This window comes from Ensifer sp. Root31 (genome assembly GCF_001424825.1).
In the GTDB taxonomy this organism is placed as follows: Bacteria; Pseudomonadota; Alphaproteobacteria; order Rhizobiales; family Rhizobiaceae; genus Ensifer; species Ensifer canadensis.
This window is the reverse complement of the sequence record NZ_LMCO01000009.1, coordinates 52,272-71,757: the sequence shown is the minus strand read 5'-3', so window position 1 is coordinate 71,757 and position 19,486 is coordinate 52,272. Positions and strand designations below refer to the sequence as shown.

At 61.9% G+C, this 19,486-nt stretch carries 16 protein-coding genes; 3 read left to right on the top strand and 13 right to left on the bottom strand.

Annotation, left to right across the window (positions count from 1 at the left end; translation table 11 throughout):
• Window positions 1-73 precede the first annotated feature (73 nt).
• The 7 genes from phaZ to ASD00_RS10475 form a co-directional block, all read right to left on the bottom strand.
• Complete coding sequence (gene phaZ, locus ASD00_RS10505; protein WP_025425326.1) at window positions 74-1,348, bottom strand: polyhydroxyalkanoate depolymerase; 1,275 nt, start codon at window positions 1,346-1,348, stop codon at window positions 74-76.
• A 331-nt stretch (window positions 1,349-1,679) separates the two neighbouring features.
• The gene (locus ASD00_RS10500; RefSeq protein ID WP_057206483.1) at window positions 1,680-2,702 is read right to left on the bottom strand and encodes a zinc-binding alcohol dehydrogenase family protein; all 1,023 of its coding nucleotides are present in this window, start codon (window positions 2,700-2,702) and stop codon (window positions 1,680-1,682) included.
• A gap of 31 nt (window positions 2,703-2,733) precedes the next feature.
• On the bottom strand, window positions 2,734-3,711 hold the full coding sequence (locus ASD00_RS10495; RefSeq protein WP_057206480.1) for an ABC transporter permease: 978 nt from the start codon (window positions 3,709-3,711) through the stop codon (window positions 2,734-2,736).
• Window positions 3,712-3,750: 39 nt separating this feature from the next.
• Entirely contained in the window at window positions 3,751-5,304 is a 1,554-nt protein-coding gene (locus ASD00_RS10490) for a sugar ABC transporter ATP-binding protein (RefSeq protein ID WP_025425323.1), read from the bottom strand.
• A gap of 110 nt (window positions 5,305-5,414) precedes the next feature.
• Window positions 5,415-6,404: an ABC transporter substrate-binding protein gene (locus ASD00_RS10485; RefSeq protein ID WP_057206479.1), complete on the bottom strand. Its 990-nt coding sequence runs from the start codon at window positions 6,402-6,404 to the stop codon at window positions 5,415-5,417.
• A gap of 236 nt (window positions 6,405-6,640) precedes the next feature.
• On the bottom strand, window positions 6,641-7,660 hold the full coding sequence (locus ASD00_RS10480; RefSeq protein WP_025425321.1) for an aldo/keto reductase: 1,020 nt from the start codon (window positions 7,658-7,660) through the stop codon (window positions 6,641-6,643).
• Between the two features lie 40 nt (window positions 7,661-7,700).
• Complete coding sequence (locus ASD00_RS10475; protein ID WP_057206477.1) at window positions 7,701-9,206, bottom strand: altronate dehydratase family protein; 1,506 nt, start codon at window positions 9,204-9,206, stop codon at window positions 7,701-7,703.
• A gap of 269 nt (window positions 9,207-9,475) precedes the next feature.
• Here ASD00_RS10475 and ASD00_RS10470 point away from each other — a divergent pair, with 269 nt between their 5' ends.
• Entirely contained in the window at window positions 9,476-10,354 is an 879-nt protein-coding gene (locus tag ASD00_RS10470; RefSeq protein WP_025425319.1) for a GntR family transcriptional regulator, read from the top strand.
• Between the two features lie 20 nt (window positions 10,355-10,374).
• A complete protein-coding gene (locus ASD00_RS10465) occupies window positions 10,375-11,463 on the top strand; it encodes a D-mannonate oxidoreductase (protein WP_025425318.1) in 1,089 nt (362 codons plus the stop codon).
• On the opposite strand, the gene hpaI is transcribed toward ASD00_RS10465, so the two are convergent.
• Window positions 11,457-12,263 (bottom strand): 4-hydroxy-2-oxoheptanedioate aldolase, encoded by an 807-nt coding sequence (hpaI, locus tag ASD00_RS10460; RefSeq protein WP_025425317.1) that lies wholly within the window; start codon window positions 12,261-12,263, stop codon window positions 11,457-11,459. The two genes, ASD00_RS10465 and hpaI, sit on opposite strands and share 7 nt — an antisense overlap.
• A 109-nt stretch (window positions 12,264-12,372) precedes the next feature.
• Window positions 12,373-13,827 carry an NADP-dependent succinate-semialdehyde dehydrogenase gene (gene gabD, locus ASD00_RS10455; protein ID WP_025425316.1) on the bottom strand — a complete coding sequence of 485 codons (1,455 nt, stop codon included), beginning with the start codon at window positions 13,825-13,827 and terminating at the stop codon, window positions 12,373-12,375.
• Between the two features lie 276 nt (window positions 13,828-14,103).
• Here gabD and ASD00_RS10450 point away from each other — a divergent pair, with 276 nt between their 5' ends.
• Window positions 14,104-14,700: a nitroreductase family protein gene (locus ASD00_RS10450; RefSeq protein WP_025425315.1), complete on the top strand. Its 597-nt coding sequence runs from the start codon at window positions 14,104-14,106 to the stop codon at window positions 14,698-14,700.
• 166 nt (window positions 14,701-14,866) lie between these two features.
• Here the strand turns inward: ASD00_RS10450 and gyrB are convergent, their stop codons facing one another.
• The 4 genes from gyrB to ASD00_RS10430 all read right to left on the bottom strand — a co-directional run bounded on the left by gyrB (window position 14,867) and on the right by ASD00_RS10430 (window position 19,480).
• On the bottom strand, window positions 14,867-17,302 hold the full coding sequence (gene gyrB, locus ASD00_RS10445; protein ID WP_057206475.1) for a DNA topoisomerase (ATP-hydrolyzing) subunit B: 2,436 nt from the start codon (window positions 17,300-17,302) through the stop codon (window positions 14,867-14,869).
• 135 nt (window positions 17,303-17,437) lie between these two features.
• Window positions 17,438-17,815, bottom strand: coding sequence for a helix-turn-helix transcriptional regulator (locus ASD00_RS10440; protein WP_025425313.1), 378 nt, complete (start codon window positions 17,813-17,815; stop codon window positions 17,438-17,440).
• Window positions 17,812-18,381: a Smr/MutS family protein gene (locus ASD00_RS10435; RefSeq protein WP_057206471.1), complete on the bottom strand. Its 570-nt coding sequence runs from the start codon at window positions 18,379-18,381 to the stop codon at window positions 17,812-17,814. Before ASD00_RS10435 ends, ASD00_RS10440 begins: the two co-directional genes overlap by 4 nt.
• Window positions 18,374-19,480, bottom strand: a complete 1,107-nt coding sequence (locus tag ASD00_RS10430; RefSeq protein WP_025425311.1) for a murein transglycosylase A — start codon at window positions 19,478-19,480, stop codon at window positions 18,374-18,376. Before ASD00_RS10430 ends, ASD00_RS10435 begins: the two co-directional genes overlap by 8 nt.
• Window positions 19,481-19,486: the final 6 nt, after the last annotated feature.

The window sequence follows — 19,486 nt, the reverse complement described above, 5'->3', positions numbered from 1 at the left end:
CTACAAGACGCCCTTCCCCGGAATCGGACAAACCCTTGACTCTAAGCGGGCAAAAGCCCGCATTTTACGGGGATCAGGCGGTTTTGCCGCCCTTGATCAGCTGCTTTACCGGCTTTGCGTGGCGTGCGTGCTCGCGCTGGAAGGCGACGATGCGCGGCGCGATCTCGCGACGGAAACGCGAACCGTTGAAGACGCCGTAGTGGCCGACGTCCGGCTGCATGTAGTGCATCCGCATGTGCTCGGGGATGTTGGTGCAGATCGTCTGCGCCGCCTTCGTCTGGCCGAGACCGGAAATGTCGTCATTCTCGCCTTCGACCGTCAGCAGGGCCACCTTCTTGATCGCCGTGGTATCAACCCGGCGACCGCGATGCATCATCTCGCCCTTGGGCAAGGCATGCTGCATGAAGACGACCTGAACGGTCTGCAGGTAAAACTCTGCCGTCAGATCCATCACCGCAAGATATTCATCGTAGAAATCCCGGTGCTTCTCGGCCGCATCGCCGTCGTTCTTCACCAGGTGGGCGAAGAATTCCTTATGGGCGATCAGATGCCGGTCGAGGTTCATCGACATGAAGCCGGAGAGTTGCAGGAAGCCGGGATAGACCATGCGCATGAAGCCCGGCTGCGGCCACGGCACCGGCATGATCACGTTGTCGCGGAACCACTCGATCGGCCGTTCCTTGGCCAGCAGATTGACGGCTGTCGGGTTGATGCGCGTATCGATCGGCCCACCCATCAGCGTCATCGACGCCGGCGACAGCGGATCATCAGCCGCTTCCATCAGGGCGACGGCGGCAAGCACCGGAACGGCGGGCTGACAGACGCCGATGACATGGGTGTCGGGTCCGAGGAAGTGCAGCATCTGGATGACGTAGTCGATGTAGTCGTCGAGATCGAAGGTGCCCTCGCTCAAGGGAACCATGCGCGCGTCTATCCAGTCGGTGATGTAGATGTCGGAATGGGGAAGCAGGGCCTCAACGGTTCCACGCAAGAGCGTGGCATAATGGCCCGACATCGGCGCGACGATCAGCACCTTCGGATCGGCAGCCCGCCCCTTGGGAAGCGCGCGCTCGAAATGGATCAGATTGCAGAACGGCTCGCGCCAGACGATGCGCTCGTGAACGCCAACGGGCTCGCCGTCGATCAGCGTTTCGGGAAGGCCGAATTCCGGCTTGCCGTAGCGGCGCGTCGACCGCTCGAAGACCTCGAGGCCAGCCGCCGTCGCGCGGCCGAAATAGGTGTGCGAGATCGGGTTCATCGGATTGCTGAAAGCAAGCCGCATGGCATCCGCCGCCGTTCGCCACGGCGCCATCATGGCATGATTCAATTCATAGAGCTGGTAGAACATAGGAAGCGTACCCCTTGGTTCAATCAACGACAACGCCGCTCCCAGTCGGACGCAAGCTTGCGATTGTTTGTCTTGGTGTCCGCAATCCCTGCCAGACTACCATGTTTCTTGTGCACTGCAACAAGTATACCCGTTTCGGTTCTAGACAAGCGACTTCTGCGAGAATGCGCCCGGATTACTGACAATTAACAAACGGACTTGCTCGGGGCTGGCCGAAAAGTCGCGTTTTCGTCAAAAATCGCGGATTTCGGCGAAGGCGTCTTACTTTCTCCGGCCGGCTTTCGATATCTGGCCGCCGATCCGCTTTCTCGCATCGCAGCAGAACGGGTCGTCACGCCGCCGCTATCCGGACGATCGCCTTGACCAGGCCCGACTTCTCATGCGCCCAGCGCGGCAGATCGTGGACCACCGCGTCCATCGTCGTTCGGTGGGTGATCAACCGCTCCACCGGCACCAGCCCCTCGCGTATCGAATTTACGACATGGTCGAAATCCTTGCGCGTGGCGTTACGGCTGCCGATCAACGTCATTTCCCGCTTGTGAAATTCCGGATCGGAGAAACGGATGCTGTCCTTGACGACGCTGACGAACACCAGTGTTCCCCCATGAGCCACATGGCCGAAGGAAGCCTCCATCGAACCGCCATGGCCGGTGGCATCGAAGACGACATCGAAACCATCGCCCCCGGTCGCCTCGGCGACGCGCCGAACGCACGCTTCGTCGGCAACGATGCCGGAACCGAAACCGAGCCGGTCGGTCGCAAACGCCAGCCGTTCGATGCTGGTATCCATCAGCGTCACCGCATGGCCGGCGATGCGCGAGAAGATGGCGGTTCCAAGCCCGATCGGCCCGGCGCCAATCACCAGAGCACGAACGCCGGCAGGGGCCGCAGCCCGGCGCACGGCATGGGCGCCGATAGCGAGGAATTCCACCGTCGCTGCCGCCTCTGGCGACAGATCGATCGCCGGATAAAGATTGCCCTCGGGAACGAGGATTTCCTCGCAGAAGGCTCCGTCGGTATGGACGCCGAGCACCTTGATCGCCGTGCAGCAGTTCGGCTTCCCCCGGCGGCAGGCGACACAGTCGCCGCAGGAAAGGTAGGGGTTGACCACCACAGGCGTTCCCGGCGCGATCGTCGTCGCCGGTCCGTTGGCAATTACCGTCGCGGAGATCTCATGCCCCATCACTCGCGGATATTCCAGGAACGGGTGCTTGCCGGCGAAGATGTGGTAGTCGGTGCCGCAGATGCCGACATGGCTGACGGCAACCCGCACCCACCCGGCCGATGGGGCGGGCGCGGGCGCGCGTTCAACAATCTCCAGGCGGCCGGGTTCCGGGCAGAGGACGGCTTTCATGTCATTTTCCGCATGTTGTCAGGGCCGGCGCCTAGCGCGCGCCGCGCCGCCTGAGCTGATCAAAATAGACGATCACGATGATGAGCACGCCGGTGATAATGCGCTGCCAGAACGAATTGACGTTGAGCAGGTTGGCGCCATTGTTGATCGTGGCGAGAATGAAGGCGCCAAGCAGCGGGCCGTGCACGGAGCCGACCGCGCCGAAGAGGCTGGTGCCGCCGATGACCGACGAGGCGATCGCCTGCAGCTCCCAGCCTTCGGCTTGCGTGGCGTTGCCGATGCCGATGCGGGAGGCGAGCAGCAGGCCGACAAAGGCCGCGCAGGTCGAGGACAGGATATAGGCAAGATAGATCGTGCGATGCACGTTGACGCCGGAAAGGCGGGCCGCCTCACTGTTGGAGCCGACGGCGAAGAGATAGCGGCCAAAGCGGCTCAAGTGCAGGAAGACATAGGCCGGGATCGCCACCACGATCACCATCCAGAACAGGCTGGGTACCCCGAGGAAGTTGGCGCGGGAGAAATTGGTGAAGGCCTCGTTGGTGATCGAGATCGTCGAGCCATTGGTGATCAACAGTCCGATGCCGCGCAGCGAGGTCAGGGTTGCAAGCGTGATGATGAACGGCGGCAGACCCATGCGGACAATACCGAAGGCGTGGAAGGCGCCGATCAGCACGCCGAAGGCGAGCGTCAGGATGATCGCAATCCAGAGCGGCACGCCGGCGGCAAGCAGCCAGGCGACGATCACGCTGGTGAAGCCGACAACGGCACCCACGGAAAGATCGATGCCCGCAGTGATGATGACGAAGGTCTGGCCGACCGCAAGGATCGCCGTCATGGCGCCCTGGCGCAACAGGTTGCTGATGTTGTTCGGCGTCCAGAAACTGTTGGTGGCAAGCCCCAAGAGCAGCCAGAGGAAAAGCAGGAGCCCGAGAAGCGTGAGCCCGAACAGGATGCTCACGCCTTTCCGCGGCGCGGGGCCGGCTCCGCTGTCGACCGTATCAGCACTCATCGTCGTCCTCCTGCTTCTTCTTGATTGTCATTGTCGCGATCAGACACCGATCGCCTGTGTCAGCACTTCCTCGTGGCTTGCCGCGTGATAGTCGTGGCTGGCGACCAGCCGTCCCCGGCGAAACACGTGCAGGCGATCGGACAGTTCGTAGACTTCAGGCAGGTAGGAGGAGATCAGGATGATCCCCGCTCCGTTTTCCAGAAGCCGGGCGAACAACCGGTAGATTTCCGCCTTGGTGCCGACGTCGACGCCGACCGTCGGCTCATCGAAGATGAAAAGCTTGGCGCCGTGGCTCAGCCACTTGCCGATGACGATCTTCTGCTGGTTGCCGCCGGACATCGCCGAGACAAGCACGCGGCGCGATGGCGTCTTGATCTTCAAATCCCTGATCTGCCGATCCGCATTCTCGATTTCCTTCTGACGGTTGATCGTCAGCCCGCGCGTCAGCCGACTGAAGATCGGCAGGTTGATGTTGAGGCCGATCGGCAGATTGAGGCAGAGGCCCTGATCGCGCCGGCTTTCCGGTGCCAACGCAATGCCGAGGTCTATCGCGATCCGCTCGTTGGCGATATTGACCTTGCGCCCCTGCCAGTAGACCTCGCCCGCAGTCGATGCATGGCGACCATAGAGGCCGAGCGCAAACTCGCTGCGTCCGGCACCGATCAGACCGTAGAGGCCGACGATCTCGCCGGCGCGAACGGTCAGCGACACATCCGCGAAACCGGGGCCGCTCAAGCCCCGGGTCTCGACGATCACTTCGCCGGCCGGAAAGTGTTCCTTGTGGTAGATCTGCTCGATGGTGCGATTGATCATCAGGGTGATCAGTTCGGCGTCGTTGGTCTCGCCGATCTTTCGCGTGCCGACGTGGGTGCCGTCGCGCAGCACCGACACACGATCGGCCAGCTCGAAGACTTCCTCCATGCGGTGGCTGATATAGACGATCGTCACACCTTCGCCCTGTAGCCGGCGAATGAGTCGGAACAGTTGCGCGGATTCCTGACGGGTCAGATAGGCGGTCGGCTCGTCGAAGATCAGAAACTGGGTGCCGCGCATGGCGGCGCGAGCGGTCGCGACCAACTGCTGCTGGCCGATCGTCAGGCTGCCGAGCGCCGCCGCGGCCGGCAGGTTGAAACCGAGATCGTCAAGGACGCTCTGGGCCGCCTCGGTCATGGCGCGCTTGCGCATCAGGCCGGCGCTGTTGATCTCGTCGCCGAGGAACATGTTGGCGGCGACGCTCAAGTGCGGGCATAGCACCACCTCCTGATGCACGGCGTTGATTCCGCGCGCAATCGCTTCTTGAGGATTGTCGAGCTGGACCGGCTTGCCGCACCAATAGACTTCGCCAGACGTGCGCCGGATGACGCCGGTCAAAAGCTTGATCAGTGTCGATTTTCCGGCACCGTTTTCACCAACGATGGCGTGAACTTCTCCTGATAGAAAGGTGATGGAGGCGGGCTTCAACGCTTCGACGGCGCCATATTTCTTCTGAAGCGCGCGCATTTCCAGGATCGGTTCGCCCCTCGGCACTGGGTGGCGGGCAGCCGTCCTCAAACCGTCGCTCTTGTTATCGCTGACCTCATCGAGACCTGGCATCTGCGCACTCCTCCCAATCGCACAGACTGCCAGCGGCCGGTCCTCGTATCCGGCCGCTGGCAACCGTATTCTCGGCGGCAGGCAATGCTCGCGCCTGCCGCCGATTGCCGTCAATTGACCTTCGGGTTCAGCAGTGCGTCGATCTTCGGTTCAGCCATGTTGGCCTTGGTCACCAGATTGGCGCCGGTATCGACATTGGCTTCGACCTTCTCCTTCTTCGAGACCGCAAGCGCCGTCTTCACGCCATCATAACCCATGCGGTAGGGATCCTGAACGACCAGGCCGGCCAGCACGCCTTCCTTGAGGAAGCCGACAGTCTTCTCGTCGCTATCGAAGCCGATCACCTTGATCTTGTCGCCGAGCTTGTTTTCGGCAATCGCCTGGCCGACACCCTGTGCCATGATCAGGTTGGAGGCAAAGACGCCGACGAGATTCGGGTTGGCGGTGATCAGGTCGGTCATCATGTTGAGACCGGTGGTTGCCTGGCCATCGGCATATTTGTCGGCCACGACCTTGAAGCCCGGATATTTCGTCTTGATCTGGTCGAGGAAGCCTTCGCGGCGCTGATCGAGCGAACCGACGCCCGGCAGGCTGGTGATGATGGCGATATCGCCTTCTTCCTTGCCCGACATTTCCTTGATCGCTGCAGCCAGACCATCGGCCGCGATCCTGCCACCCTGAACGTTGTCGGTCGTCAGGAACGAGGAGAACGCCTTGGAATCGGCGCCGGAGTCGATGCCGATGATCGGAACCGCCTTGGCAGCTTCGTCGATCGGCTTGCCCAGCGCCTTGAACTCGGTTGGTGAGATCACCACGGCAGCCGGAGAACCGGCAACGGCGTTTTCGAGGATGCTGATCTGACCGTTGATATCGGATTCGGACTGGGCGCCGAGCTCGGGAACGTGGACGCCGAGATCCTTGCCGGCCGCGCGCGCACCGGCCAGCACGATCTGCCAGTAGAAGGACGTGGTATCCTTGACGATGATCGGGATCGTGACATCCTGCGCGAAGGACGCGACGGGTGCCATCGCGGCGATCATCGTCGCGCCGGCCAGGGCAGTGAAGGCACGGCGGGAAAGAATGTGCTTGGCTATGCTCATTGGGGTTCTCCTCTCAGTGCACCTCGTTCCACCTTATGGAGATCGATTCGCCAGGTGCTTGCATATCGATCTTTTATCGATAAAAAACATATTGAAACGCTAATACAACGCTGTCCGCTTTGCAAGCAGTCGTTGCTGCGATTTACGTGACTGCACTGTCTCCTCCCAGATTACGTTTCGTTATGTGAAATTCGGGTTGTGCCTGCAAGGACCCGCGGGCTCGGCACCCTCAAGCATCAGGCCCGGACTGCCTCCAATCCAAGCTCCGGCGCCACAAGCGTGTAGGGCTCGAAAGCCGAGAAATCGTCCTTTGACATACGATGCCGCAGCGCATCGATGTTGCGCCTCAAGCTTTCCGGTTTCGCTGTCCCAAGCAGGACCGAGGCAACCACCGGATTGTCGAGCGGGAACTGCATGGCGGCAGCGGCCAACGGCACACCACGCTCCCGGGCAATGCGTTCCATCGCGCCGACCTTTTCGCGCACCTCGGCATTTGCTCGCATATAGTCGAAATGCGCGCCATCGACCGGGCCAGTCGCCAGGATGCCCGAGTTGAACACACCGCCGACGATCAGCGACGTCTTCTTTGTCTCGCAGAGCGGCAGGAGTTCGGCGACTGCGGAACGATCAAGCAGCGTATAGCGCCCCGCAAGCAGGATGCAGTCGATGTCGGCACGGCGCATCACCTCCAGGCAAACCGGAACCTCGTTGACGCCAAGCCCATAGGCCGCGATCACGCCACCAGCCTTTAGTTCCTCCAGCGCCTTAAGGCCGGAATCCAGCAATTGCCTGAGATAGACGGCGTTGCGGGCGACACCGTGCGTGTAGACGCCGATATCATGGACATAGAGGATATCGATGCGATTGAGGCCGAGGCGCGCATAGCTGAATTCCACCGAACGCATGATGGCATCGTAGCTGTAGTCGTAACGCACGTCGAAGTTCAGCGCCTTGACGTAGGAATAGTCCGGCACGGCGCCTTCAGGCACGGGATGCAGCAGCCGTCCGACCTTGGTGGACAGCACATAGTCACCGCGCGGCTTGTCGCGCAGGAAATCGCCGACCCGCCGCTCTGCAAGACCGAGCCCGTAATAGGGTGCGACGTCGAAATAGCGCAAACCAGAGCCCCAAGCGGCGTCCAGCGTTTCGATCGCCGCTTCGCGCGTGCATTCGCGGTAGAGCCCCCCAAGTCCGGCGGCGCCGAAGCTGTATTCGGTCACCGGCAGGTCGGTTCGACCGATCTTTCTCGTCTGCATTCCCTGTCTCCTCCCTCCTAGGATGCGCAAGCTCACATCATCAGAGTGTTGCCCCGAGATGCCAGGGCACGAATTCGTTGTCGCCGTAGCCGAAGAGTTCGCTCTTGGTCTTCTTTCCCGAAGCGGTATCGATGATGAGATCGAAGATCTCGCGACCGAGGTCGGCGATCGTCGCCTCGCCGGATGCGATCACGCCGCAATCGATGTCCATGTCTTCTTCCATCGCGCGGAACAGCGCGGTGTTGCTGGTCAGCTTGATCGACGGTGCCGGCCGACAGCCGAAACAACTGCCGCGGCCGGTGGTAAAGGCGATGACATTGGCTCCGCCGGCCACCTGGCCGGTCGCCGACACCGGATCGTAGCCGGGCGTATCCATGAAGACGAGCCCGTGTTCAGTGACGCGTTCGGCATAGCCGTAAACCGCATTGAGCGGTGAGCGCCCGCCCTTGGCGACCGCACCCAGCGACTTCTCCAGAATGGTTGTGAGGCCACCGCGTTTGTTGCCCGGCGAAGGATTGTTGTCGAGCGATGCACCATGCAGCGCGACGTAGTTTTCCCACCAGACAATCAGCCCGTCGAGCTTTGCGGCGACCGCCGCGCTGGCGGCACGGCTGCGCAACAGATGTTCGGCGCCGTAGATTTCTGACGTTTCGGAAAGGATGGCGGTACCACCGGCAGCCGCCAGGATATCCACCGCCGCTCCCAGCGCCGGGTTAGCGGTGATGCCAGACAGCCCGTCCGAGCCGCCGCATTGCAGACCGACGATGATTTCGCTGACCGGAATGGCGACGCGACGTTGCCTGCCGACTTCCTCGGCAATTTCATCGAGGATGCCGAGTGCACGCTCGACCGAGCGTCGGGATCCGCCGGCCTCCTGGATGTTGAAGTGGCGCTTTTCCTGCCCGGCTCCGCTCTGCCCGTAAAGCGTCAACTGGTTGACCTCGCAGCCGAGCCCGACCATCAGCACCCCGCCGAAATTGGCGTGGCGCGCGTAGCCCGCCAAGGTCCTGTGCAGGTTCATCATGCCGTCGCCGGTCGAAGACATGCCGCAACCCTGGTCATGCACGATCGGCACGAATCCGTCGATGCCATCATATTTCGGCAAGATGCGTCTGTTGGCCTCCTCGGCGATTGCCCGGCAGACGGTGGTGGAACAGTTCACGCTGGCAATGATGCCGATATAGTTGCGCGTCGCCGCCCGTCCGTCTTTGCGCCGATAGCCCATGAAGGTGCGCGCCCTGTCGGCGGCGCTCGCCTCTTCCGGCGCGCCTTGTGGACTGATGGCCAAGCGATCCTGATCGAAGGAGAGGTTGTGGGAATGGACATGCTCGCCGGCTTCTATATCGCTGGTCGCGCGTCCGATCGCCTGGGCATATTTGACCACGGGGTCGCCCGCACGAATCCGCCGTATGGCGACCTTGTGCCCCAGATCGATCTTCGTGGCGGTGCGAACTCCGCCCGGCAGGGCCTCGCCGGCAGCGATTGCCAACGTCGCCACGGCCACATTGTCCTCAGGAGCCAGAAGGATTGAAGACGGCACAGACACTCTGAATTTCTCCGTGAAAACTGCTGCGATTTTGAGAAGGGTCTATTTGTCTTTTATCCACAATAGACAGATCGCCGTCAATGGGTATTATGAAACGAGACAGCGCCGCCCGCCCGCAGGCACAGCAGCAACAGGGGAGAAACGTCATGATTTTGGTGCGAGAGCCAAAGACAAGCGCGCGCCGGCAGGTTAGATCGGCGGCCGACGAAAGCTGATCTTCCGATCAGCGGCTCATCGCTCGCGCAACCCCAACCGTCCGGATCCTGGCAATGGCAAAACAGAACACCGTCTTCAAGGATGCCTATAACCGCTGCCTGAAAGTGCTGGCGGAGACATCTTCCCTGCCCTCCGAGCCGGAACTCGGTCAGGTGCTCGGCGTGAGCCGGACGACGGTGCGTGCCATTCTCCGCCGCTTCGAAGAGGCGAAGCTGATCACCTGGGACAAGCGCAAGAAGATCGTGCTGCGCCAGCCGCAACCGGACGACTATTTCCCGACGGAGGAAACGGATTCGCTGGCCGAGATCATCGAGCGCAGCTTCATGCGCCGGATTCTGGCCGGCGGCGCCGAGCCTGGCATGCAGATCAACGAACTGGAGCTGGCACGCGAGATCGGCGCCGGTACCACGAGCGTGCGGGAGTTCCTGATCCGCTTCAGCCGGTTCGGGCTGATCGAGAAGCGACCGAACAGCCACTGGATCCTCAAAGGTTTCACCCGCGAGTTTGCGCTGGAACTGACCGAGGTCCGCGAGATGTTCGAGCTTCGCTCGGCTGCAAGTTTCGTTGCGCTGCCGGACAGCCATCCGGCCTGGCAGGAGCTGAACAGGATCGAGGCGCTGCACCACGAAATCCTGGCCGACATCGACAACCGCTACAAGGAATTCTCCGAACTCGACGAGCGCTTCCACCTCCTGGTGCACAAGTCGTCGAGCAATCGTTTCATCGTCGATTTCTACGACATCATCTCGATCGTGTTCCACTATCACTACCAATGGAACAAGACCAACGCGCGGCAGCGAAATGCGCGCGCGCTTGAAGAGCACCTTGCTTACATCGAAGCGCTCAGGTCTCACGATCCAAAACGTGCCGAGGAAGCCTGCCGGCGACACCTGCGCTCGGCACGCGAGACCCTGCTGCAATCCATTCCATAGCCAGCTACCGGAGCACCGGCATGAAGACCCCATTTGTGCAGTTTGGAACGAGCCGCTTTCTTCAGGCGCATGCCGATCTCTTCATCAGCGAGGCGCTGGAAAGGCAGGAAGCACCGGGGCGGATCACGGTGGTACAGACGACCGGCTCAGCGGAACGGTCGGGACGCCTGGTGGCACTGACGCAACCCGATGGTTATCCCGTGATGATCCGTGGCCTTGCCGACGGCAAGCCGGTGGACAAGATCGAGCGGGTCAAGAGCGTCGTCCGGGCCGTGTCAACAAACGACAACTGGGATGCTGTTTGCCATATCGTGGCGGACGAGGCCGAATTCCTGATCTCGAACACCGGTGATACCGGCTACGACGTTTCCGGCGACGACCTGTCGACATACGTGCCGCTGTCTTTTCCCGGCAAACTTCTCCTGCTTTTGAAAGCCCGCTTCGATGCCGGCGGCAAACCGCTGACCATCCTTCCGTGCGAACTGGTGTCGCGCAATGGCGACGTGCTGAAAGCCATCGTGCTGGAGCTCGCGCGCGAGCGCCTCGGCGACCCGCAATTCGTGTTCTGGCTGGCGAACGCGATAATCTGGGCCAACACGCTGGTGGACCGGATCGTCTCGGAACCGATCGAGCCCGCCGGCGCCGTGGCCGAACCCTACGCTTTATGGGCGATCGAGAAACAGCGGGGGTTGAGAGCGCCTTGCGCGCACGAATGCGTGATACTGGTCGACGACCTGACGCACTACGAAAAATTGAAGCTTCATATCCTCAACCTCGGCCACACGGTGCTCGCGGATATCTGGCTGAGGCAGGGCCGCGATCCCGACGAAACAGTCCGGCAGATCCTTGCCGATGCGGACGTCGCCAGGCGGCTCGAGGATATCTACGCACAAGAAGTCGTTCCTGCCTTTGCCGCCAAGGGCCTCGGGCGACAGGCGAGTGCCTATGTCGCAACGACGCTCGACCGCTTCCGAAATCCGTTCCTTGACCATCGCATGGGCGATATCGCCAACCATCACACTGAAAAGATCGTGCGACGGATTGCCGAGCTCCGGCGCTGGAGCCCTGAAGTTGCCATGCCGATGCTCAGCGCGATCTGCGATCAGTAGCCGGATTCCAGCTTGTCGGGTTTATGCCCCTGCTCGTCGGTAAATTCCTGGCGCAGCGCCTGTGTCGCCCGAACCAGGGATGTGACATCGGTGCCGATCGCCATGAAATCGGCCCCGAGATCGCGATACTCGCGTGCCTGCGCGAGATCGAGCGTCATGATTCCGCGCGCTTTTCCGGCCTTGTCGATGCGCGCGAAGGCATCGACAATCGCCGCCCGTACATCCGGGTGTCCTGGGCTGCCGAGATAGCCCATATCCGCGGCGAGATCCGACGGTCCGATGAACAGGCCGTCGACGCCTTCAAGAGCGGCAATCTCATCGATCGCCGCCAGGCCGGCGCGGCTCTCGATCTGCAAGAGAAGGCAGATCTGGTCATTTGCGGTGTGGAGATAGTCGGCTATCCGGCCGAATTGCGATGCACGCGCCAGTGCCGCGCCGACACCGCGAATGCCATGCGGCGGATAGCGGGTTGCTCGAACAAGTTCCCTGGCCTGCTCGGCGCTTTCGACCATCGGGATCAGCAGCGTCTGGACGCCGACATCGAGGATCTGCTTGATCAGCGCGGTATCGCCGACAGGAAGGCGAACGATCGGGTGGCTGGCGGATGCCGTCACTGCCCGGAACTGCGCCGACAACAGCGGCAGGTCGTTGGGCGCATGCTCGCCGTCGATCAACAGCCAGTCATAACCGCTGTTGGAGACGACTTCGGCCGCATAGGGGCTCGCCAGCGCGACCCAAAGCCCGAGTTGAAAGCGCTGCTCGCGAAGGGCGGCCTTGAAGGGGTTGGTTGGTGCCGGCATCGCGTCATCTCCTCTTTTCACGACGTCAACTTCTGTACCGGCAAACGAAAAAACCGGCCAGAGCTTTCCGGCCGGTTTCGCGATCAGATTGTATCGGACTGCAAATGCGTCAGGCGATGCCGCCGAGGCAGACATATTTGATCTCGGTAAACTCCTCGATCCCGTACTTCGAACCTTCGCGGCCGAGGCCCGAGAGCTTGACGCCGCCGAACGGTGCTTCCGCCGTGGAGATCAGCCCGGTGTTGACGCCGACCATGCCGTATTCCAGCGCCTCGGCCACGCGGAACACCCGCGCCAGATCCTTGGCATAGAAATAGGAGGCCAGCCCGAACTCGGTGTCATTGGCCTGTTCGACGACATCGGCCTCATCCTTGAAGCGGAACAGCGGCGCGACCGGGCCGAAGGTTTCCTCGCGGGCGACTGCCATCGCCTGGGTGACATCGGCCAGAACCGTTGCTTCGAAGAAGGTGCCGCCGAGCGCATGGCGCTTGCCGCCCTGGATGACGCGCGCGCCCTTGGCGGTGGCATCGGCGATATGCTCTTCCACCTTCTCCAGTGCCGCCTTGTCGATCAGCGGGCCGAGGATGACGCCCTGGTCGAGACCATTGCCGATCTTGAGCTTGGCAACGGCCGCCGCCAGCTTGTCGGAGAAGGCATCATAGACCTTGTCCTGCACGTAGATACGGTTAGCGCAGACGCAGGTCTGGCCGTTGTTGCGGAACTTGGCGATCAATGCGCCTTCCACGGCCGCATCGAGATCGGCGTCGTCGAAGACGATGAACGGCGCATTGCCGCCGAGTTCCAGCCCGAGCTTCTTGATCGTGCCGGCGCTCTGGCGATAGAGCTCGGCGCCGACCTCGGTCGAGCCGGTAAAGGTCAGCTTGCGCACCACCGGATTGGCGGTCATTTCGGCACCGATTTCGCGGGCCGAGCCGGTCACGACGCTGAAGAGCCCCTTGGGCAGGCCGGCGCGCTCGGCAAGAACGGCGATGGCAAGGGCCGAGAACGGCGTCTGCGACGCCGGCTTCAACACCATGGCGCAACCGGCGGCAAAGGCCGGGCCGGCCTTGCGGGTGATCATCGCGTTGGGGAAGTTCCAGGGCGTGATCGCAGCGACGACGCCGATCGGCTGCTTCATCACCATGATGCGCTTGTCCGGCTGATGGCCTGGGATCAGGTCGCCGTAGATGCGACGGCCCTCTTCGGCAAACCATTCGACGAAGCTGGCGCCATAGACGATTTCGCCGGTCGCCTCTGCCAGCGGCTTGCCCTGTTCGAGCGTGAGGATGCGGCCGAGATCGTCCTTGTTCTCGATCATCAGCTCAAACCAGCGGCGAAGCACACCGGCGCGATCCTTGGCGGTGCGGGCAGCCCAACCCTTCTGCGCCAGACGCGCCGCTTCGATTGCCGCCTTGGTTTCCTTGCCTCCAAGCTTCGGTACGCGGCCGACGAGTTCGCCCGTTGCCGGGTTCACCACATCGATCGCATTGGCGGCATCCGCTTCGATCCATTCGCCGCCAATCAAGGCAGCCTGGCGAAACAGTGACGGGTCCTTAAAAGTCATCGCGCGTCCTCTCTCAGAAAAATCTACAGAACTTATACAACTTTTTTATCGATCTCGACAATCACCCGAAACGCCGTTTCTGCATATTCCGTTTTAGCACCGGATCGGGCCGACAAAAGGACCGACGATCCGCGCGCAAAGCCGGTTTCATCGCTCCTCGATCCCATGTAGCGTCCGCAGCGAATCTCGCCCTACGTCTCGCTAACGACGGCAATCGTCATCGACGGCGGCGCGCTCCTCCCACGGGATTCCCGATACGATAAAAGAGGTATGTTCATGACGGAAAGCAATCACAGAACCGCCGACCACCCGATCGACACCATGTTCCTGAAACGCTGGTCGCCACGTGCGTTCACCCAGGAGGAGATCAGCGAAGAAGAACTGCTCTCACTGCTCGAAGCCGCCCGCTGGGCACCCTCGGCGAGCAACAGCCAACCCTGGCGGTTCGTCTATGCCCGCCGCGGCACCGAGCATTTCGCGCGCCTGCTGGATATTCTCAACGAGAGCAATCAGCGCTGGGCGAAGCATGCCGCAGCCCTGGTGATCGTTATCTCCAAGACGCACACGCAGGCAGCCACCGGCGAGATGCGGGCCGCCTACACCCATGCCTTCGACACCGGCGCCGCCTGGTTCAGCCTTGCGCTCCAGACAACCGCTGCCGGCTGGCACGCGCATGCAATGGCGGGCATTGATCGCGACAAGGCGATGACGAGCCTTGGCGTGCCCGCGCACTACCGGGTCGAGGCGGCGGTAGCAATCGGCCGGCTTGCCGACCCCTCGACGCTTCCGGACGATCTGCGTGAGCGGGAAAAGCCGAGCCAACGCAAGCCGCTTGCCGAACTGGCCTTCGAAGGCCGGTTCAAGGGGGAATAGAGCCTTTCCAAGAAAGGTGCGGAACGGTCTTCCGCCAGGAAGTGCGCAAAAACAAAGAGATAGAGCGTTTCTGCGTCTCAGTTTAAGCCGGAGACACTCCAGACAAAAAAGATCCCGGTGCCTTGCGGCACCGGGATCATTAGAAGTGCGGCTGATCGTATTGCGATCAGATATCGAGGTTGGCGACGCTCAGCGCGTTTTCCTGGATGAAGTCGCGGCGCGGCTCGACCTCGTCGCCCATCAGGCGCGAGAACAGGCCATCCGCGTCCGTCGCGTCGTTCACCCGAACCTGCAGCAGCGAACGCACGTTCGGATCGAGCGTCGTCTCCCAGAGCTGCTCGGCATTCATCTCGCCAAGACCCTTGTAACGCTGCATCGACAGACCCTTGCGGCCTGCTGCGAAGATTGCATCCAGAAGCGCGCGCGGGCCGCTGATATCTTGCCCACCATCGCGGCGGCGAAGCACCGGAGGCGCGGAATAGATCTCCTTGAGCTTCGATGTCAGCTGGTCGATGTGGCGGGCGTCGGACGAGCCGATCAGCGCCATATCGAGGATGGCGACTTCCTTGACGCCACGAACCATGCGTTCAAGCTTGAGACCGCCTTCGGCGGTGACCGCTCCGGTCCAGCCGCGTTCAGTCTCTTCGGCGATCACATCAAGCCTGCGCGCCACTTCGATCGCGACCTGCTCGTATTGTTCGCGCTGGCCGTTGAGTTCGACATTCAAGGCGCCGGCAATGGCTGCCTGTTCGACAATCGAACGATTGTAGCGCGAGTGAAGACCATCCATCAGGTTACGCACGCGCAACGCATCGTTGATGACTTCGCGCAGGTCCTGACCGGCGCGAACCTCACCGGAAGCAAGCTCCAGCGTAGCTTCCTCGAGGCCCATCGAGATCAGGTAATCTTCCAGCGCCTGCTCGTTTTTCAGGTACTGGGCGGACTTGCCGCGCGTCACCTTATAAAGCGGTGGCTGGGCAATATAGAGGTGGCCGCGCTCGATCAGCTCCGGCATCTGCCGGAAGAAGAAGGTGAGCAGCAGGGTGCGGATGTGGGCGCCGTCGACGTCGGCGTCCGTCATGATGATGATCTTGTGGTAGCGCAGCTTGTCGGCGTTGAACTCGTCTTTACCGATCGATGTGCCGAGCGCGGTGATCAGCGTGCCGATTTCCTGGCTCGAAAGCATCTTGTCGAAACGCGCGCGTTCGACGTTCAGGATCTTGCCACGCAGCGGCAGGATCGCCTGGTTTTCGCGCGAGCGTCCCTGCTTGGCCGAACCGCCTGCCGAATCACCCTCCACCAGGAAGACTTCGGATTTTGCCGGATCGCGTTCGGAGCAGTCCGCCAACTTGCCCGGCAGCGAGGAGATGTCGAGCGCGCCCTTGCGGCGCGTCAGTTCGCGTGCCTTGCGCGCCGCCTCGCGTGCGGCGGCCGCTTCGACGACCTTGCCGACAAGGATCTTGGCGTCGGAGGGATGCTCCTCCAGCCAGGTGCTCAAGGCTTCGTTGACGAGGCTTTCGACCACCGGACGAACTTCCGAGGAAACCAGCTTGTCCTTGGTCTGCGATGAGAACTTCGGATCCGGCACCTTGACCGAGAGAACGGCGGTCAGGCCTTCGCGGCAGTCGTCGCCGGTCAGCGTGACCTTTTCCTTCTTGGTGATACCAGAGCTTTCGCCATAGGAGGTGATCTGCCGGGTCAGCGCACCGCGGAAACCGGCCATGTGCGTGCCGCCGTCGCGTTGCGGAATGTTGTTGGTGAAGCAGAGCACGTTCTCGTGGTAGCTGTCGTTCCACCACATCGCGACTTCGACGGTGATACCGTCCTTTTCGCCGCGGATCGAAACCGGCTTCTGCACGAGCGGCTTCTTGGCCCGGTCGAGATAGGCAACGAAGGCTTCAAGGCCGCCGTCATACATCATCTCGTCCTGGCGCACGTCCGAATGGCGCTTGTCGGTCAGGACGATGCGCACGCCGGAATTCAGGAAGGCGAGTTCGCGCAGGCGATGCTCGAGCGTGCCGTAGTCGAAGTCCGTCTTGGTAAAGGTGTCTGTGCTCGGCAGGAACGTCACTTCGGTGCCGGTATCGGTGCCGGCGTCGCCGATCACCTTCAGCGGGCTGTCAGCCACGCCGTGGGTGAAGCTCATCTCATGGATCTTGCCCGCACGGCGGATCTTCAACCGCAGCATGACGGACAGCGCGTTGACCACCGAAACGCCAACGCCGTGCAGACCGCCGGAAACCTTGTAGGAATTCTGGTCGAACTTACCGCCGGCGTGGAGTTGCGTCATGATGACCTCGGCCGCCGAGACGCCCTCTTCCTTGTGGATGTCGGTCGGGATGCCGCGGCCGTTGTCGGTTACCGTCACCGAGCCGTCGGCATTGAGCGTCACCGTGACGATATCGGCGTGGCCTGCGAGAGCCTCGTCGATGGCGTTGTCGACCACCTCGTACACCATGTGATGCAGACCGGAGCCGTCGTCGGTGTCGCCGATATACATGCCCGGCCGCTTGCGTACGGCATCCAGGCCCTTCAACACCTTGATGGAGTCGGCACCATATTCGGCGGCGGCGCCGGTATCGGTTTCAGGAATATCGGTCATTCGGCTTCGGGTCTTTCCAGGTTCTTCGGACGGGGTGATTCGTTGCGAATCACGTCTCGGACGCCTCGCGGACTATAGAAAATTTGTCCACGGTTCCAAATCCCGGACCGCGCGCAGCGGCCGGAAAACAGCTGTTCATCCCCTGTCATTAGCAGGAAATGTGGCTTTTTCCAAAACATCTTCCAGGGCGCGGATCGTGTCGATGGACAAATAGCGGATTTGCCCTCTCAAGCGGTTGGCGAAGGCCGTGTATTCCGGCGCCAGCCCGGACGTATCCAGCACCACTTTCGGCGCGGAGACCTGGGCGATCTGGAACAATTCCTCGGCATCGTCCCAGATGACATTGAAATAGCCGGCGACCCTTTGCAGAAAATCGAAGCTCGGCGCGCCGCGCTTTCCATGTTCGAGCGCTGAGAGATAGGCGGCAGAGACGCCGATCGCCGCGGCCATCTGCTTCTGCGACACCCCCTTCTTGCGCCGCAACGCGCGCACCGCCACGCCAAAGGGGGTCACGTCGTGCTTCCCTTGCTGCGCGCCAGGCGGACATACAGCGCACCATCGCCGCCATGATTGCGGGCCGCGGGCTCGTAGCTCGAGATCAATGGCCGGAACTCCGGCAGCGAAAACCAGAGCGGCACGGCACGCTTCAAGGCGCCGTCGCTGCCGATCGACGTTCCCTTGCCGGTGATGACAAGAACGTGGCGCAGCCCGCGCTCATGCGCTCTCAAAAGAAAATGCAGGAGGAAGCCATGGGCCTCGCTCTGGATCATGCCGTGGAGATCGATCCGCGCTTCAAGCGCGAGGTGCCCCTTCGACAGCTTGCGCTTGACCGGCTTTTCAAGCGGATAGTGGTGTCTGCCGTTCGCGGTCTTGCTGAGGGTAATTCCCTGCTGGTCGTCGGCACCACTCGGCGAGGCCGTGGCCTGCGTCTTCTGCGGCTCGTCCTTGGGCTCGGCCGGAACATCCTCGCCGAGGAATTCCCGGAGATCGTCGAGACGGCCAGGCATGGGCCTGGTCGTGCGTGCCACCTTTCCCCAGAGGATCCGCTCTTCGGCCGAAAGCTTCTTGCCCCTAGCCATTGCCGTATCTTGCCGCGGCCGCACGAGGGATGAAGATGTAGAAATCGGCTTCGTTGCGAACCGCACCCGCAAGCTCGCCCGCCCTGTCACCGGATCCGGTGAAGATGTCGCCGCGGGCCGGGCCGACGATCGCCGATCCGGTGTCAAGCGCCAGCATCAGCCGCCGAAACGGCCGCCCGGCATCGAGACGCGTCAGGCTGTCGCTTGAGATGAAAAACGGCACGCCGAAGGTATGGATCAGCCGATCGACGGCAAGCGATCGTCCCGGCTCCAGCGAAACCTTGGCGGCAGCGACCGGCCCCAGCCGCTCGTCTTCGACGTCCGCCTCGCGGAAAAAGATGAAGGAACGATTGTGCCAAAGTACCTCGTCGATCTTATCCGGATTGGCGGCGAGCCAACCCCGGATGCTCATCATCGACACGGTGGCGGCATCGATCTCGCCGCGATCGATCAGCAGCTTTCCGATCGGGGAAAAATAATGACCGGTCTTGGCGGCATAGGTGATGCGCCGGCGCGAACCGTCGGGATAGACGAGCCGGGCAGCACCCTGGACGTGGACGAAGAACACATCGACCTTGGATCTGGCATAGGCAATCTCCAGACCGCGCCCCGCCAGAAAGCCCTCATCGATCGCGCGACGGTCGGGATATTCGCCAACCACGCCGTCATGCAGCCGGCCGAAGGCGAAATAGGGATCCATATCGGCCGGCCGGTTGGTGTCGTCGACGTCGACGAGATCGATTGGGCGCCGATAGATCGGATAGCGGAAGACTTCGTCGGGTGTCGCTCGCACGTCGATCTCGGGCTCGTAGAACGCCGTCACGAAACCGGTCTTGGCGTTTTCCGGCCTGATCCTGAAGGCGACGAACTGTTGCTCGAAGAATGCGCGGGCTGCAGCCGCGTCGGCAACATCTGCGCTTGCAGCCGAAAACGCGGGCACCAAATCATCGACAGAAATGCCCAGCGAACCGGTGCGGTAAGGCTTTGCCGTCGAGACATGGTGGTGACAGCGGCGCAGCGCGTCGATCACCGCCGTTGGATCGTCGTCCTGCCACCCCGGTAGATCGGAGAAGGTGACAGGCTCAAGTCGAAGCGTCATGGTCGC

Excerpts from the sequence above, each read along its gene's own strand:
- phaZ (WP_025425326.1), bottom strand. The coding sequence starts at position 1,348 with ATGTTCTACCAGCTCTATGAATTGAATCATGCCATGATGGCGCCGTGG.
- ASD00_RS10500 (WP_057206483.1), bottom strand. The coding sequence starts at position 2,702 with ATGAAAGCCGTCCTCTGCCCGGAACCCGGCCGCCTGGAGATTGTTGAA.
- ASD00_RS10495 (WP_057206480.1), bottom strand. The coding sequence starts at position 3,711 with ATGAGTGCTGATACGGTCGACAGCGGAGCCGGCCCCGCGCCGCGGAAA.
- ASD00_RS10490 (WP_025425323.1), bottom strand. The coding sequence starts at position 5,304 with ATGCCAGGTCTCGATGAGGTCAGCGATAACAAGAGCGACGGTTTGAGG.
- ASD00_RS10485 (WP_057206479.1), bottom strand. The coding sequence starts at position 6,404 with ATGAGCATAGCCAAGCACATTCTTTCCCGCCGTGCCTTCACTGCCCTG.
- ASD00_RS10480 (WP_025425321.1), bottom strand. The coding sequence starts at position 7,660 with ATGCAGACGAGAAAGATCGGTCGAACCGACCTGCCGGTGACCGAATAC.
- ASD00_RS10470 (WP_025425319.1), top strand. The coding sequence starts at position 9,476 with ATGGCAAAACAGAACACCGTCTTCAAGGATGCCTATAACCGCTGCCTG.
- ASD00_RS10465 (WP_025425318.1), top strand. The coding sequence starts at position 10,375 with ATGAAGACCCCATTTGTGCAGTTTGGAACGAGCCGCTTTCTTCAGGCG.
- hpaI (WP_025425317.1), bottom strand. The coding sequence starts at position 12,263 with ATGCCGGCACCAACCAACCCCTTCAAGGCCGCCCTTCGCGAGCAGCGC.
- gabD (WP_025425316.1), bottom strand. The coding sequence starts at position 13,827 with ATGACTTTTAAGGACCCGTCACTGTTTCGCCAGGCTGCCTTGATTGGC.
- ASD00_RS10450 (WP_025425315.1), top strand. The coding sequence starts at position 14,104 with ATGACGGAAAGCAATCACAGAACCGCCGACCACCCGATCGACACCATG.
- gyrB (WP_057206475.1), bottom strand. The coding sequence starts at position 17,302 with ATGACCGATATTCCTGAAACCGATACCGGCGCCGCCGCCGAATATGGT.
- ASD00_RS10435 (WP_057206471.1), bottom strand. The coding sequence starts at position 18,381 with ATGGCTAGGGGCAAGAAGCTTTCGGCCGAAGAGCGGATCCTCTGGGGA.
- ASD00_RS10430 (WP_025425311.1), bottom strand. The coding sequence starts at position 19,480 with ATGACGCTTCGACTTGAGCCTGTCACCTTCTCCGATCTACCGGGGTGG.